Origin of the sequence: Mycoplasmopsis columboralis, assembly GCF_900660675.1 — a bacterium.
In the GTDB taxonomy this organism is placed as follows: domain Bacteria; phylum Bacillota_I; class Bacilli_A; order Mycoplasmatales; family Metamycoplasmataceae; genus Mycoplasmopsis; species Mycoplasmopsis columboralis.
Genome location: NZ_LR215039.1, coordinates 331,828 through 348,813, shown reverse-complemented (window position 1 = coordinate 348,813; position 16,986 = coordinate 331,828). Strand labels below are relative to the sequence as shown.

Here is a 16,986-nt window from a genome sequence, read left to right as displayed (position 1 = left end):
ATTATCTTCTTCTTAGAAAAATTGATAATACATAATATACAAGAGTTGCAAAATCTACAAACAATCTCACTCCTGAAATGATTGCTTTTCTATATAAATCACTTCCTTCGAAACTACCTGCTTCTTCTGCGTTTTTAATTAAATTATTTCAAGTAAACAATGTTGCAAGCGAAACAAAGACCACCAATAGTACTGGAATTGCAAAGTTTAGTATTCTATTTGTATTACTTCTATAAGGCAATAAGAAAGCTGTAAAAATAGAAGCTATTATTGCGACTATAATAATTACAGCAAAAACTAATAAAAGTTTTTTGATTTTAGTTAAATCAATTAAATTAAAATATGAGAGCGCTCCTGTAATTATCATAATTAGTGTTGGAATTGCAAAGATGATAAAAACTGATGTAGGTGTAATTAAACCCGCTGATTTTCCATAATTTAATCCTATTCCAATAATTAAAGAAAAAAACAATTCAGCAACGATTCAAAATATGCTGGTAATTAAAAAACCGTTTCTTTTTTTGTATGTAAAAATAAGAGAAACTATAAAGTAAGCAATAGTTACAGCAATTAAGCTAACGTAAATTGAGTATGGTCTAATTGTTCCGTTTTTTACTAATGCATCTAAACCAAAGTATACACTTAAAGAACCTATAAAGAAAACAAGTAAGCTAAAAGCAAAAGTTACGAAAGCAACTGAAAAATATTTCTTAGCGAATAAGCTGTGATTTAGTGAGTTTATAACAATTTCTGGTTTACTATTTTCATTATTATTAAGCATAAAAGAATTATATTCTTTTTTAAAAATAAAAAAGCAAATTTTAAATTCTGGAAATATTTTATATAGCTGTTTTGATGTTTTCTAAAAATATATAATTTAGACATGAAAAAAAGTAAGTTATTAAAAAGTTTATTTATTATGCCAGTTTCAATAGTGGCAATTGCAGCAAGTGCGGCATGTGCAAAGGAACCTGAAAAACCAGCGCCTGAACCTAAACCTGAACCTGCAACCCCAACCCCAAGTACACCAACCCCAAGTACACCAACCCCAAGTACACCAACCCCAAGTACACCAACCCCAAGTACACCAACAGAGCCAACAACACCAGCTCCTACAAATCCAACAACACCAGGTACTGATAACGGAGGTACAACAAACGCTCAACCTGGAAATGGTGAAGGAACTAGTGCAGAAAAAGACCAAGAAAAATCTATAAAATTACTTGAAATTGTCTCATTAGACAATCTTAAAGCAGAATTGGAATTTTCAAGAAAAAGAAATTATTCAACAATTAGATTAAGAAAACTTGATGATTCTGGAGTTTTAAAATCTGGAGGCAAATCTCCTAAAGAATTAGTAAGACTAAAAGAAGGAACAGATTTAACAAAAGTAGGATTTTCAAGACAAGAAAACAATGATCCAACTAGAGCTTATGATTATTTAGATGCAACAATTTTAGAAGATGGAAACTTAGAAGTTTCATTTACTTATGATGGTAAAAATGTAACTCAAGTTATTAAACTTGATGGTACTGAAGAAAATTCATCAACTACTCAAGATGAACCTAAAGATGCACCTGTAGCAGCTGTGCCTTCTACTTCGACAACTGTAAGAGAGGATATTACAAAATTATCTCTTTATAAAGAAATGTACACTAAAGAGGTTTATGATAAATTCTTTGCTGATTTAAAAGCAAAAAAAGATACTTTTGTAAATAAAGATTACACCGAAGAACAATTCTCTGCTGATGTTAGTCTTTTAGAAAAATACTACTCTCAAGTTCTTAAACTTAAAGAAGTTTTAAAAGCAAATTCAGATGATACTAAAGTATTAGAATATGTTGATTCACAAAGAACTGTAGATAATGTAATTTACAGCTACTTAGAAGGTGTATCAAAAATCAAAGTTCTTGAAATTAATTCACTAGCTAAAAAACTTAGCCAGGAAAATAATGATAAAGTAAACGAAAAAGAATCAGCACCAGATACAGATAACCAAGAAACAGGAGATGCGACCGCTACTGGCGGGGAAGCAACCGACAATTCTCAAGATGGAGGAAGTGGTTCAGCAGCAACTTCAGATTCTTCTGGAGCGGGTACTTCAACAACTGGAGCACAACCAGGAACCGATGATTCAGCGGGACAACCTGCAAATACAGAAAGTACAGAAAAACCTTCTAGCCCAGCAGAAAACAATGACTCAGAAACATCAAATAACGCTTCAGAAAACGATGCTTCTTCAACTGGTTTTACAACCGGAAATTCTAATACACCAACTGGAGATTCTTCTACAGGAACCGTAGATGGAACCTCAACTGAAAATGTCGAAGGAAATTCTTCACCTACAACTTCTCCATCTAATTCTGATTCAGTAGATACTTCAAATTCATCTGAATCATCAAATACAACAACTTCTCCTAGTTCAACAGAATCTACAGAAGCAGAAGCGAGCCCAAGAACCGCAACCCCTCCAGCTGAAGAAACACCTAATCCTGCTGCTTCAACAGCTCCAACCGAGGCAACCACAAGCGAAGCATCTGATCAATATCCAAAAGAAACTGAAAAATATAAAGTTATTACAACTAGAAACTTAGAAGAATTAAATGCTTATCTCGATACTAAACCAAAGAAAAATAATATTAAATTTATGCAATATTATGGAAGATTAAGTGATGAGAACTTAAAAGGATTTGGTTTTCCAGGATATACAGATGGAGCAGTAAATAAAATCATTGTTTTAAAAACTGAGTACTTTAATACTATACAATTAGTCAATGATAAAGGTGTGCACTCAGGTTCAGGTATTTCGAAAGACAAGTACATTAAAGCTTTATATAACAGAGAAAACGGAATTCTTACATTAGAAGTCTTAAAAACTGATAACACAACCGAAACTTTAACAATCAAATTAGTTTAATCAAATAAAAACAAGAATCTCACCAAATTCTTGTTTTTATTTGATTTTTATATCTTCAAAAGAAGTTATACCGTCTTCAAATAATGGATAAGTGTAATATTGTTGTACCAATATTTTGTTTAAGTTTTTTGAAGTGTTGACATTTAAAGGCTCAAAAGGTAATGGAATTAAATTGTTTAAATCATTAATTAGTTTAATTTGATCTTGGATATTGTGTGTTTTGATAATTTCAATGAAACTATCTTTATTAATATTGTTTTGATCAAGAATGCTATAAGAATTATTTAAAAAATTCGATTTTAGATATTGATTAATTTCTGAAGTGTCAAAAATAGTGTTTATAAACGACTCTAATGACTTGCTTGGGTATTCGATTTTATGCGGTTCAATAAAATAATTTTTATTTTTGAAAGAATCAATATCCACAAATGAAGCATGAATGTTTAAGTTTTTAGATACGCCATTTAGCATTTTTAGGTACTCTTGATGAAGGGATATCTCTTTTTCAGAATAGGTATTTAAAATTGGATATTCAAACTCCAATATCGCACCAAAAGGAAGTTTATTAGTTTGAATAAATTCAGTTATGAGCAAATTTAATTCTTTTACGATTTCATCAAAATATAAATTTTTTAATTGTTGCTGAAAATCTAATATTTTTTCGTTTTTGAAAAATTCGTTTTGTAAATTGTAAAAGTTGATTTTTCGAAATTCATTTTTTGAATTTAAGAAAATTGTTTGTTCGTTTAACAGAGTAGATGCATCACTTAATGTAACAAATCCATTTTGTTCGTTAAAATTATTTTCAAATAATGTTGATGGCAATGAAAGTGAATTTCAATAATATGGATTATCTAAATAATAACTTTTAGCAAACAAAGAATACAATCGACTTAAATAATATTTGAATAAGTATGATTCTTTAGATTTTTTGAAGTAAAAGTTTTTAAAATTTGTATTAAAAGCATCAATTTTTTTTGTTTGATATTCAGTTGTATATAAAAATCTTTGCGATGATGCTAGGTTTTGTGTTTTAATTGTTTCTCTTAAACCGTATTGTCTTGAACGGGATAAAATATCATCTTTTTGAGTGCTGTTAAACAGATTGTAAGGAATTTCAGAAATTAAATTTTGACGATACGATCTAAGTTGTTGAATTCTGAAAGTTTCCACATCCAAAGGTGTAGGGTTAAAGTTTAAAGTGATTTCATTTAAATTACTCAAAGACTCATTAAATAACTCATCAGGAGAATTTGTGTTTTTTAGTAATGTGATTTGATCAATTTGATTTTTTAATGGAACATATTTGGACAAATAAAGGGAGTTTTGGTAATTTTTATTAACTATATTTTCAGGAGAAGGGTTAAAAATTAAATTTTTCATTAATTCGTTTTCAAAAAATTCACTTAATTTATGTTTGGTTGAATAAATTACAAATTTATTATTTTCAATTTTTAATTCAACACCATAATTGTTTTGAAAATAAGCAACATCACTAGCAGTTACTCTGCTTAATAAGTCTTGAACCTTAAAAGCGATTTGAGTTTTTGCCCCTTGGTAATTTGAATAATAAAGATTATCTTTTAATTCAAATTCGATCTTTCACGCTTTATTTAAATTATCAAAAAAATCCTTATGATTAATTGAGGTAACATCATTAGAGTGTAAAATCTCTAGATACTTTTGAGCAAACAAACTATTATCTTTGTAATTATCATTATTATATGTCAGAGTATTTTTGTTATCAAAATATACTTTTAAACTTTTTGCCAAATAAAACGACAAATAAGTCTTAGAAGATTGGACAATTAAGTTATTGACCTTATCGGTTAGCAAATCATCAAAACTAGTGTATTTAATTAAAGGAGCGAAGAGATTTTTTTCAATTTCGTTTTGATATTTTCGATTTTCAAAAATGGGAAAAACGCCATCAGCGTAAGTGTTGGCATAATTGAAAGTTTTTACATAATGTGTTGGTGTTTTAATTGAACTAGGAGAAACACATGCAATTGTTGCAAGTGAACTTAGACCAACTAAAGGTAAAGCAAACCAAATTCTTTTTATTTTCATTTTTTCCTATCTTCTTCAAAAAATCTGTGCAATTTTATAAGCTAAACTCTTAATTAAGATAATTAATATAATTGATAAAACAAATGTAACAATAAATAAAGCGACATTATTTGGGTTATCAATTAATTGTTTGTATAAATTACCAATATTGGCAAATAAATAGATGCCATCAATGTTAAAAAATGATAAAGCAGCAAGCGATATTAGTCCTAATGACATTTGTTCGGCTATTAGCGGTAAAGTGTTAAACAAATTTATTTTGCACATTCTTCAAATAATTTTATAAGGCCTTAAACCAAGAACTTTATAAGCAATAATATATTCTTTTTGCATTAAAGCAACAGTATGAGTGTAGCTAAAGTAAAAAATAGCAAAAAAACCAATAAAACTCAAAATTAGAATGGCTTTAACAAATGAATAACCAGTTAAATTAAAAAGCAAAATGCTTAAAAATAAAAATGGAATTATCATTATTGTTCCAATGATTCAAAATGATATCTTTGAAGTTTTACCTTGGTAAAAATAACCAAATGCAGTACCTGTATAAATTCCGAGTACTCCTTGTAAAAAGGCTGCTATAAATAAAATCGCAAAGGTTTGTGAAAACGAATTAAACAAAATTGCTAAATTATCTACTCCGTTGTGATTGGTTCCTAAAATATAATGCAATTTGATTTTAGTTGTTGCATATATTACATCGTAAGGATTATAAGTGATTGTATAGGTGGATTGATAGTTTTGTACATCAATTAAATTAATTACTTTGTGATCATTTAAATAAAATAAATAATCAGTAATTGGCCCTTTATCATATGAACGAGATACAATTGGACTTAGTGATGATGGTAAGTTATTGGTTAAAAAACTGTTATATTCAGGATTATATGAAGAGTTTTTGTAAAAAATAGAACCTGCTAATAATACAAAAATAATCAAAAGCAAACAAATTACAATAAAGAGATTAAATTTATTATGAAAAAACTGTTTTCAAAGCGGTAAATGTGGAGATTGCTCATTATTTGCTTTAGGAATATTCTGGGTAGGAACAAAGTGAAATTGTTTATTCATTTGACCTCCTTGGCAATTTTCAAAGCGAGTTGTAAAGATTGTCTTTATACACTGGATTAAAAACAATTAAGGTAAATTCCACAATGATTTGAAAAACAATTATTGACACTAAAGTAGCAAAAATAAAGTACAAAATCAAATACAATTCACCTTCTTTAAAGGCATTAATTAAGATTAAACTTTGCCCTTGCACCTGAAAGACTCTTTCGACAATTATTGAATAAGATAACACAAAAGCATATAAAATCGCAATTGAGGGAGCGTATTTAATATACGCATTTTTTCATATATGTTTGAAAAATATTCGTCTTTTTGAAAGACCTTTTGCATAAGCAAAATCTCTAAGTTTATGAGCGAGAATTTCTTGAGTTGATTCTTTAACTTTTAAGGTAAAAAACGAAGCACAAATGATAAAAATTAGCAAGTTAGGTAAAATTAAACTCACAAAAGATGATAAGGTGTTGTATTGTTTAAAATCAATGACTACCGAAGGTCAATTTACTTGTTCAGCAAACACAATAAAAATAGGTGCCAAAATAAAAATAGGTAAAGATGATAAAAAATATAAGGTTATAGTCACTAGATTATTTAATATTTTGTTTTTTATATAAGCGATTATTGAGCCCACAACTGCACCAAATATTAAAGCTAATAAAAAACTAGGTAAAATTAGCAACAAACTTTTGCTAAAGTAAAATGTATATAAACTAGGAACTGAATTAAATGATTGGTTATTATTTTCGTTTGCGAAAAAACCAAACTTAAAGGTAAATATACTTGCTAAATATTTAAAATAATTTATTAATATATTACCGCTTGGTGAAATAAGAAAAGACAAAATAAAAAATGAAAGACTTAACACTAAAAATAAAGACACAAGTCCTCATAATATTTTTTTAAGTGTAATATTAAGTACTTTCATTTTGGTCTTTCTACAAAAAAATCGCAATAATGCGATCTTTTATTAAGCGATGTTTTCTTTCTTTAAAACTTCTTGGATCGCTTCTAAAGCTTGTTCTTCGTCAACCCCATCAAATTTAAAAGTTACTTCAGCTCCGCTTTTTACACCAAGAGCCATAACGTTCATGATTGATTTTAAGTTAGCTTCTCTTCCGTTTGCAACAAGTTTAACATTTGAAGAAAATTTAGTTGCAACTGAAACTAAATTTGAAGCTGGACGAGCGTGTAATCCGATTGGATCAACGATTTTTACTGTAATTTCTTTCACAATTATCCTTTCATGTTATAAAAATAGTATTTTTGGTATTTAAATTATAACAAATTTATAGTTTTAAAAAATAAGCAAAAAAGATTTTTTTAGTTATCTAAGAGATAAAAAGGCTTTTTTTGAAAAAATGGTATTATTTAATTAAATTTAAATAAAGGAGCAATTTATGGCGATTTTAACTATTTTGTTAATTATAATTTCGGTGTTTTTGATTGTGATTTCCTTACTTATGTCTCCAGATTCTAATGGTTTTTCAGGAGCATTGGTTGGATCAGGGGATTTGGAACTATTTAAAGTATCAAAAGAAAGGGGAGTTAAAAAAATTCTAAAATACTCAATGTTTAGTTTTGGGTTGCTACTTCTTGTTGGAGCAGTAGTGCTTAGAGTTTACTTTAATTAAAAATGAAAATTGAAGAAATATATCAGTTTATAAAAACTTCAAAAGCCAAAAACTTTTTAGAAATTGCTCGACATTTTAAAATCAAACCTAAAGATAATCACTTGCTCAATAAAGCTCTAGCAGCTTTGCAAAAAGATTGTCGTGTTTTTAGAAATGAAAAAGACGAATACTATGCTCCAGAATTAGTGGAAACCACTTCGGGAGTTTTTGTCGCTTCTCCTAAAGGTAGTTTTGGATTTGTTGATTATGATATTGATGAAGAAAACAAAACTAAGAAAAGTGTTTTTGTAAAATCATTTAATTTTAATGGTGCTATTACCAATGATGTTGTACAGGTAAATGTTTATGTGAATCCACACGATGAAAATAACTTAAACTATGGTGTTATCACTAACATTTTAGAACGTAAAAATGATTCAATTATTGGTTTTATCAAACAAAAGAACAACACTTTTTATTTTGTTCCTAGTGATCAACGTTTTAAAAATTGTACCTGAGCATTGATGCCTTCAGGTGTGACTTACAAACTAAATGATTTAGTTGTGGCAAGAATTTTAAAATATGATGCCAAAATTGTTTACATTAGCGTTGCTAAAGTAATTACTAACGAAGCTGATCCAATGGTTTTTGTTAAAGCTTATTTAGAATCTATTAAAGCGCCAGATAATTTTCCGGAATTTTTAAAAGATGAAATAAATCAAATTCCTGATGATATTTATTCAGATGATTTAAGTAACCGAGTAGATTTAAGAGATAAGTTAATTGTCACCATTGATGGAGATGATACTAAAGATTTTGATGATGCTATAAACGTTGAAAAACTTTCAAATGGTAACTGAAAACTTGGAGTGTATATTGCTGATGTTTCTTATTATGTAAAAGAAAATACCTTACTTGATAAAGAAGCTTTAAATCGTGGTACTAGCACCTATTTAGTTGATCGAGTTATTCCGATGCTTCCAGAAAAGTTGTCTAATGGAATTTGTTCACTTAATCCAGATGAAGATCGTTTTGTATTAGGATGCGAAATTGAAATTAATCAATTTGGCGAAAATGTTAAAACTAATATTTTTCAAGGAATTATTAATAGTAAGTTTAGATTAACTTATAAAAATGTTAATGCTTTTTACGAAAATGGATTCATCGATACTACCAATCACCCGCATTTAAGCGAGCAACTCGAACAAATGCTTTATCAAGCTAAAGAGTTAAGTTTAATTATTCACAATTTCAAAACTAACCAAGGATACATTGATTTTGAAATTGATGAACCTAAAATTAAATTAGATGAACTAGGACATGTTAAAGACATTGTAATTAGTGAACGTGGTTTTAGTGAAGTTTTAATTGAAGACTTTATGGTTAGAGCCAATGAAGTAGTTGCTAAAACTTTATATGATAAAAAACTTCCTGTGTTATACCGGGTGCATGAAGTTCCAAATGAAGAAAAACTTCAGAGTTTAATTAATGCTTTAGAAGTTGTGAATTTACCTACTCCTGAATTTAAATATTATGAAATCACACCGAAGTTATTTGCTAATTTTGTTGAGCAAGTAAAGAGCAAACGTGATGATGATTTTGTTAAATTGTTGTTTTTGCGTACTATGCAAAAAGCAGTATATTCACAAAATAACATCCAGCACTTTGGATTAGCAAGTGAGTTTTATTGTCACTTTACTTCTCCGATTCGAAGATATCCAGATTTAATTATTCACCGCATTATTCGGGATTATCTAATTGATAAAAAACCACTACAAATTGAAAAATTGCAAGCTCAATTAGATATTTTTGGTGATTTAAACACCGCCAGCGAACAAAAAGCGGTTCAAACTGAACGTAAGGTTAACGATCTTAAATTCGCAGAATACTTAAAATCAAAAGTTGGACAAAGTTTTAAAGCACAAATTTTAAGCGTATTAAATTTTGGGTTTTTTGTGGAATTCGAATTTAAAGCAAGTGGATTAGTGCATAAAAGCAATCTTTTTGATGGCGATTTTGAAATTAATGAAACAGTAACAAAATTAGTTTCAAAAAACAAAATTTATACCATTGGTGATGTAGTGGAAGTAACAGTTATTAATGTTGATTTACTTGAAGGAAAGGTTGATTGTGTACTAACTTCACAATATCCACAGTTTTTAAACAAATTAAATAAAGATAAAGAAGAACGTAACAAAAGAAATGCAAAAAGAGTTGAAAAATAGAAATTTAGTTAAAAATTCACTTGGTTTTGATACAAATTTATGAATTTATCAAGACAAAGATATGTTTAATTATTCAGTGGATACTATTTTGCTAGGTAATTTTGTGTATTTAAATTCAAAAATTACCAACGCTTTAGAAATTGGGACCAATAATGGTGCATTATCAGTGTTTGTAGCATCAAGAAATCCTAAACTACATATTGATGCAGTTGAAATACAAAAATCAGCTGCTGAATTAGCTGAGTTTAATATAAAAGAAAACAATCTACAATCACAAATAAACGTCATTAATGAAGATTTTAAAGTTTTTTACAAGCAACACACAAAAGCAGCAAAACGTAAATATCAAATTATTTTTTGCAACCCACCTTTTTATCATTTTGATAAAACGAAAGTTTCAACTAAAATTTCAAAAGAAAAACTCATTGCTACTCATGAAATTGAATTGTCCTTAGAAGAATTAATTCAAGGTTGCTCAAAAATTATTGAACAAAAAGGATTTTTATCACTAGTTTTGCCAGTAGAAAGATTAGTGGACACTTTTGAGTATTTACGAAAATACAAATTTGAACCTAAACGAATTCAATTGGTCTTCACTCGAATGCAAGATAAACCTAAATTTGCTTTAATTGAAGCTCGTTATCAGGCGGGTTGAGGAACACATTTTTTACCTAATTTATATTTACATGATCCAAATAACAAAAACGATCATGACTATTTACCACAAATAAAGGAACTTTACAAACCTATTAAAGTATAGGAGCAATATGTCAAAATCATTTTTTATTACAACTCCAATTTATTACGCTAGTGGAGATTTACATATCGGGCATTTATACACTACCACATTAGCTTGAGTAATTGCCAATTACAAAAAGTTACAAAAATATGATGTAAAAATGCTTACCGGTAGTGATGAGCATGGACTCAAAATCCAACAAAAAGCAATGCAAAATAATATTTCTGAGCAAGAATTTGTTGATAATTTAGCTACTAAATATAAACAAATGTGAGTGGATTTTGGAATTGATTATGATTTTTATTCACGTACAACCAATGTAAAACACAAACAAATTGTTTTGGATATTTTTAATTATTTTTTAGAAAAAGGTTTTATTTATAAAGGTTCATATCAAGGACTTTACTCAGTAAGTGATGAAGAATTTTTAACTGAGACTCAAGCAGTCAAAAGAGATGGCAAATTTTACCATCCAACTAGCGATCATGAATTGGTATGAGTTTCTGAAGAAAGTTATTTTTTCAAAATGAGTTTATTTGAAAAATGACTTTTAGAATACATTGACACCCATGAAGGATTTGTTGCTCCAGAAAAAATTAAAAATGAAATCAAAAACAACTTTCTCTTTAAAGGTCTTGAAGACTTGTCGCTTTCAAGAACTAATGTTACCTGAGGAATTAAAATAGATCACGATCCAAAACACACCTTGTATGTGTGACTTGATGCTTTGTGCAATTACATTAGTGCTTTGGATTATTCGGTGAAAACAAATGATCAAAGCGAAGAGTTTCAACATTATTGAAACAACTCAAATGCTGAAGTTGTACATTTAATTGGAAAAGAGATCTCTCGTTTCCATGTAATTTATTGACCAATTTTTCTACAAGCATTAAACTTAAAACAGCCTTCACGAATTCAATCACATGGATGAATAATTACTCCGACCGGAAAAATGTCTAAGTCAAAAAATAACGTTGTGAATCCTTATGATTTATTAAGTAAATACCACAAGGAAATGATTAAGTACTTTTTTGCGAGTCAAATTGCGCTTGGAGAAGATGGAGTTTACGAAGAAACCCGCTTTATTGACACAATTAATGCTGACTTAGTAAATAATTTCGGAAACTTAGTGTCTCGAACTCTTAAAATGATTACTAATAGTTTTGATAGACCTCTTGAATTTAAAGTCACTGATTTGGATGAAGATTTAGAAATTGAAGCTACTATTATTAATTCGCAAAAACTTTATGAGCAATATTTTGATAATTTTGAAATTGATAAAGCCTTAAAAGTTGCAATTAACTTATCAAGTGAATTAAACAAATACATTGATGTTACTCAACCATGAACCTTAAAAGAGGATTTACCTCGCCTTGAACAAGTATTGGCAAGACTTTTAAATGGAATTTATGCAGTTAATTGTTATTTATCAGTTGTATTAAAAGAAAAATCGCAAGAAGTCTTAAATGCCTTACAAATTAGTGAAAACGATTTAGGAAAAATTGCTGATTTTCACAAGTTTAACAAAGTAAAAACTCTTAATTCTTTTATTTTATTTAACAGAATCAAATAATCAAGCTCTTTTAAAAGAGTTTTTTTATTCTTAATAAATATTATATTTTAAGCATCAAAAGGAATTATTTGTGCTAAAATAATAAAGAGTTTTTATTAAACTTTTTAAATCTCAACTAATCAATGTAATTGCGGATTCGCTTGGGTGTGCTCTAATAATTTGAGTGCTAGGCGTTAGAAACAATTATTAATCAAAAACAAACTAAAGGAAAAAATATGGAAAATACAAAAAAACAAACAGCAGAAAAAGCTGTTAAAGCACAAACTCCTATTGTTTCAAAAGACAAACTTTTAGAAGCAGGAGCATACTTTGGACACAAAGTTAAAGACTGAAACCCAAAAATGAAAGAATTCTTAGTTCCTAATAAAAAGAACAAAGGATCACACATTATTGATTTAACTAAAACTCAAAAATACTTAGAATTTGCTTACTCACTTGTAAACAAATTAGCATCAAAAAATGCATCATTTATTTTTGTAGGAACTAAAAAACAAGCAAAAGCTGCAATTCAAGCAGCTGCACAAAGAGTTGGAGCTCACTACGTTTCAGAAAGATGACTTGGTGGAACTTTAACAAACAACCGTACAATTATGTCAAGTGTTAAAACAATGAACGAACTTGAAGAGAAAAAAGCTCAAGGATACAAAGGTTACACTAAAAAAGAAGCACTTGAATTTGATAAAAAATTAGAAAAACTTCACAAAAACTTAGACGGTATTAAAAACATGAAGTCACTTCCACAAGTTATGATTGTGGCTGACCCTATTGAAGATGCAATTGCAGTTAAAGAAGCAAAAAGAAAAAAAATCAAAGTTATTTCACTTCTTGACTCAAACGCAAACCCAGATGCAGTTGATTTCGGAATTCCTGCAAATGATGATTCTGCAAAATCAATTACATTAGTTATTACAGTTTTAGCTGACGCTATTGCTAAAGCTCAAGGTAAAGAACAACTTTATGCATACCAAGGTGATGAAAAAGTTGTATTACCAGAATTTCAATCTAAAAAAGCTGAACAAGCTGCTAACTAATATTTAAAATAGCAAAAAAGGAGTAATCATGGCTGATTCAAAATTAGAAAAAATTAAAGAATTAAGAGCAAGAACTAACTCAGCTCTTGTTGATGTTAAAAAAGCTTTGGAAGCAACAAATTATGATATGGACGCTGCTATTGCTTGATTAAAAGAAAATGGAATTGTTAAGGCTGCTAAGAAAGCCGGACGTGTAGCTGCTGAAGGTGTTGTTGCAGCTAGCGGAGATGACAAAAACGCAGTTTTAGTTGAAATTAACTCAGAAACTGACTTTGTTGTTAAGAACGATAAGTTTATTAAGTTAGTAAATGAAGTTACTCCTGCTATTTTTAAGGCTGGAGCAAATACACTTGAAGAAGCATTGTCAGTTAAGTTAGCTGACGGTCAAACAGTTGAAGCTGCGTTAACAGAAGCTACAGCTGTTATTGGAGAAAAAATTTCTCTTAGACGTATTATGCGGATTCAGGCTTCAGAAAATCAAGTTTTAGGAATTTATGTACACGCAAATAACCAAGTTGCAGCTGTTGTAGTTGTAAATGGTAAAAATGCTGATGTAGCAAGAAATGTCGCTATGCATGTTTCTGCTATGAACCCTGAATTTACTCTTGTTTCAGATATGCCTGCTGAAAGAATGGAAGAAATTAAAGCTGGATTTGAAAAACCAAATGGTTTTGATTCTAAACCAGCTCAAATTCAAGAAAAAATCCAAGAAGGTTGATTAAACAAACAATTATCAGAATTTGTTTTAACTCACCAACCTTTTGTTATGGATGACGGGGTTACTGTAGAAAAATATTTAGCTAACAGTTCATGTTCATTAGTGAAATCTGTTAGATTTGAAGTTGGTGAAGGAATTGAAAAAGTTCAATCTAACTTCGCTGAAGAAGTTGCAGCTGCTGCAAACTTAAAATAAAAATAAATTATTTGGTGAACAAACAAATTCTTAAAACAAGAGTTTGTTTGTTCACCTTTTTTATTAATTAATACAGATTTAAGGAGAAAAAAATGAAATTAAAAAGAAAGTTAGCCGTGTCTTTACTTATGCTTGGTGGAGCACCTTTAATTGCGGCTGCATGTAATACAAATAGCGAAAATAACGATCAAAAAAATAACGAATCACTTCAAAAAGTTGAGACTTTACTTAAAGAATTTGAAAAAGACAGTGTTTTAGCTGATATTTATAAAGAATCACACCAAGAATATGTGCTTTTAAAAGATTCCGCAAATAAGGGCGAAAATATTGCGGCAAAAGCAGATAAACTATATGAACAAATGAAAGCTCGTAAAACTATTGCTCTTATTTCATCAGGTGTATTAAGACCAAACGATTTAGAAGTTCAAAAAAATTTAGATAAGTTATTTGAAACTTTAGGAATCGAACCTGCTACTTCAAATAGAACCAATGTAAATTCTGATGGAGAAGCAAAAACATCTGGATCATTGGTTACACAAATTGATGAGCTCAAAGATTTAATTAAGCAATTACAAGATCAAGATAGCGATAATTTAAATATTATTTCTAACGTAAATGCTCAACTTGCTAAATTACAACGTTTAGTAGATCGTGCTACTTCTTCACTTTTAAAACGTCACTATTCACCAAAAGAAGCTGCATTGATTGCGGGAACTCAACTTATGCAATATATCAGAGACATTTTAAGAGTTTATGGGCCTGATAGTAGATATTATTCATCTGTAATGCAAAGATTAAATCGTGATACAGCAATTTTACAATCAATTAGAAATACTGAAGTAACAAGTCAAACATATACTTCTCTTCAACAAAATTTAAATGACTTTATTAGCTCATTTGCCACATATTTTAGAGTGTTTAGTTCAGGTCATGAGTCAGTAGGACCTAAAGTAGAACCTTTAGCTACTCAACCTGAAGAATTCATGAATGAACTTGCTAAATGAAGAATTTCTTTAATTGATAAGGCAATTAAATACTACACTGAAACTCCTGACTTACAATTTAGATCAGAAGTTACTAAAGAAGATGTTTTAAAAGCTTTACAAGATCTTAAATCAAACCTTGAAAAAGTGTACACCGAAGCTCAAACATTCGCTGAACAAACAGTTATTTATAGTAATAACCTTGATTATTTTGATATTAGAGAAGTTCCTAATTCTGATTCAGTTCCTAGAGTTTATATTACAACAAATAGAGCATTTGATGTTGTTGTTTTATATGCAAAAGCTGGTGAAGAAGGAACAAGAGCTACAGGTGATGTAAAAACTTTAACTGATGTTAAATATTCAGCAAACCCAATTGATAATGTTATTATTGATGAAGCTCTTAAAAACATTCAAGCTAAGGCTGCAAGCGTAAACGCACAAATTACGCAAGCAAAAAATAGTGAGGAACTTGCACCTATTCTTGAATCAGTGTTTTATGAAAATCAAAGAAAAGAACTTGATGAATTTGATGGAGTTGATCCTAGAGAAATTAAATATCTTGACATTCAAACAAAATCAGATTTTTACGCATATTTAGAAGATGCGAAATTGTCCCTTGAAAATTTAATTAATTCACTTAATAGCTCAAAAGAGAGCGATCTTTCTCTTATTAAAAGTCGTATTCAAGCACTTTATTCTCAAACTGGTGATCAAAGTGCTACAGGAACACTTCCAACTAACTATAAAACATTAGTTACTGACAAAATTAGCAAAAACTCTAACTTACAAGATATCAAAACTTTCTATGATGCTGAAGTAGCTAAACTCAAAGCAATGCACGAAGATACAGTTGCTAAAGCTTACGATAAATATGTTGCATTTTATAGATTAAATCAGCAAATTGTAGCTTTAGCAAATGCATATAATTTCTTTTATGATGCAGGATTTGAATCTCTTGATGACCCTCAACTTAAAGCAATATTGGCTTATCCAGAAGGAAATGCTTTACCTCCTGAAGAACAAAAAAGAGTTGAAAGAAGAATTAGAATCTATGAACGTAATTATAATGATAATAAAGCTAAATATGATTTTTGAATCGAACATAAAGCTGCTATCGCAATAGATGTATTTACTGAAGGTTCAAGTAGAACAGAAGCTTTAAGTGCTAGCGATGATGACGCACACAATAAAGAACTTATCAAAAAACATATTGGTGCTTTAAAAGAATCATTAACTTATGTTTCACAAGCACTTGCTGAAAACGGATTATATGGTCCATCTGTTGAATATGTTGAAGCAACTCAGGCTGGTCTTAGAAAATATCAAACAATTTATGATAAATATAAAGCACAGTATGAAAAAGTTGATACTTTAAGCGCTGAGGAAGCCAAAGTTCTTTTAACTAATTACGTAGATGAAGTAAAATCTATGTGAAGAGAGATGGAAATGGAATATGAATATGTAGAAAAAGAGCAAGTTGATACTGACAAAGAAAGTCTTGATAGAGAAAAAGCTAAATTAGTGGCTGGAAGCGGAAACTTGAAAAAAGTTCCTGGACAAGAAATTTATGCTCTTTTAAGAAAAACATATTTTGATTTAGGTGAGCAAATGAGAAATAATGCTTTAGCACAATATTATAATGCTACAAATTCTTCTGGACAAAAACGTGATCCTCAAGCATTTGATAATTCACAAGGTATGTTAAATACTTTAAATTCAACCGATAATTTTAACTCTATTGCAAGAATTTTTGTACCAGCTCCTTCTGCAACATTCCAAGGAGCAGATAGACAACCTTATGTTGATGCTTATAACAGATTAGTTACTTTAGAAAATGCATAATTAGAAGCTCACAAG

At 29.3% G+C, this 16,986-nt stretch carries 13 protein-coding genes; 8 read left to right on the top strand and 5 right to left on the bottom strand.

Going from position 1 to position 16,986, the window contains the following annotated elements:
• Nucleotide 1: 1 nt before the first annotated feature.
• Nucleotides 2-781, bottom strand: a complete 780-nt coding sequence (locus EXC45_RS01305; RefSeq protein ID WP_036433936.1) for an MAG0110 family membrane protein — start codon at nt 779-781, stop codon at nt 2-4.
• Nucleotides 782-883: 102 nt separating this feature from the next.
• Here EXC45_RS01305 and EXC45_RS01295 point away from each other — a divergent pair, with 102 nt between their 5' ends.
• On the top strand, nt 884-2,917 hold the full coding sequence (locus EXC45_RS01295) for a hypothetical protein (protein WP_051616934.1): 2,034 nt from the start codon (nt 884-886) through the stop codon (nt 2,915-2,917).
• 36 nt (nt 2,918-2,953) lie between these two features.
• On the opposite strand, the gene EXC45_RS01290 is transcribed toward EXC45_RS01295, so the two are convergent.
• From EXC45_RS01290 to EXC45_RS01275, 4 genes are read right to left on the bottom strand one after another with little or no spacing between them, the layout of a single operon-like run.
• The gene (locus EXC45_RS01290; protein ID WP_036433938.1) at nt 2,954-4,987 is read right to left on the bottom strand and encodes an OppA family ABC transporter substrate-binding lipoprotein; all 2,034 of its coding nucleotides are present in this window, start codon (nt 4,985-4,987) and stop codon (nt 2,954-2,956) included.
• Between the two features lie 6 nt (nt 4,988-4,993).
• Nucleotides 4,994-6,055, bottom strand: coding sequence for an ABC transporter permease subunit (locus tag EXC45_RS01285; protein WP_036433940.1), 1,062 nt, complete (start codon nt 6,053-6,055; stop codon nt 4,994-4,996).
• The gene (locus tag EXC45_RS01280) at nt 6,048-6,977 is read right to left on the bottom strand and encodes an ABC transporter permease subunit (protein ID WP_036433942.1); all 930 of its coding nucleotides are present in this window, start codon (nt 6,975-6,977) and stop codon (nt 6,048-6,050) included. Before EXC45_RS01280 ends, EXC45_RS01285 begins: the two co-directional genes overlap by 8 nt.
• Nucleotides 6,978-7,019: 42 nt before the next feature.
• A complete protein-coding gene (locus EXC45_RS01275) occupies nt 7,020-7,283 on the bottom strand; it encodes an HPr family phosphocarrier protein (protein ID WP_036433944.1) in 264 nt (87 codons plus the stop codon).
• A gap of 166 nt (nt 7,284-7,449) precedes the next feature.
• Between EXC45_RS01275 and secG the strand changes: the two genes are divergently transcribed.
• The 7 genes from secG to EXC45_RS01240 all read left to right on the top strand — a co-directional run bounded on the left by secG (nt 7,450) and on the right by EXC45_RS01240 (nt 16,971).
• Nucleotides 7,450-7,683 (top strand): preprotein translocase subunit SecG, encoded by a 234-nt coding sequence (gene secG, locus EXC45_RS01270; RefSeq protein ID WP_036433946.1) that lies wholly within the window; start codon nt 7,450-7,452, stop codon nt 7,681-7,683.
• A gap of 2 nt (nt 7,684-7,685) precedes the next feature.
• Nucleotides 7,686-9,887, top strand: a complete 2,202-nt coding sequence (gene rnr, locus EXC45_RS01265) for a ribonuclease R (RefSeq protein WP_036433948.1) — start codon at nt 7,686-7,688, stop codon at nt 9,885-9,887.
• Complete coding sequence (locus EXC45_RS01260) at nt 9,865-10,647, top strand: tRNA1(Val) (adenine(37)-N6)-methyltransferase (protein ID WP_036433950.1); 783 nt, start codon at nt 9,865-9,867, stop codon at nt 10,645-10,647. Before rnr ends, EXC45_RS01260 begins: the two co-directional genes overlap by 23 nt.
• A 7-nt stretch (nt 10,648-10,654) precedes the next feature.
• A complete protein-coding gene (gene metG / locus EXC45_RS01255) occupies nt 10,655-12,199 on the top strand; it encodes a methionine--tRNA ligase (RefSeq protein WP_036433952.1) in 1,545 nt (514 codons plus the stop codon).
• A gap of 215 nt (nt 12,200-12,414) precedes the next feature.
• Nucleotides 12,415-13,230 carry a 30S ribosomal protein S2 gene (gene rpsB, locus EXC45_RS01250; RefSeq protein ID WP_036433954.1) on the top strand — a complete coding sequence of 272 codons (816 nt, stop codon included), beginning with the start codon at nt 12,415-12,417 and terminating at the stop codon, nt 13,228-13,230.
• Nucleotides 13,231-13,258: 28 nt separating this feature from the next.
• Nucleotides 13,259-14,143, top strand: a complete 885-nt coding sequence (tsf, locus tag EXC45_RS01245; protein ID WP_036433956.1) for a translation elongation factor Ts — start codon at nt 13,259-13,261, stop codon at nt 14,141-14,143.
• Between the two features lie 92 nt (nt 14,144-14,235).
• On the top strand, nt 14,236-16,971 hold the full coding sequence (locus EXC45_RS01240; protein WP_129693749.1) for a hypothetical protein: 2,736 nt from the start codon (nt 14,236-14,238) through the stop codon (nt 16,969-16,971).
• Nucleotides 16,972-16,986 lie beyond the last annotated feature (15 nt).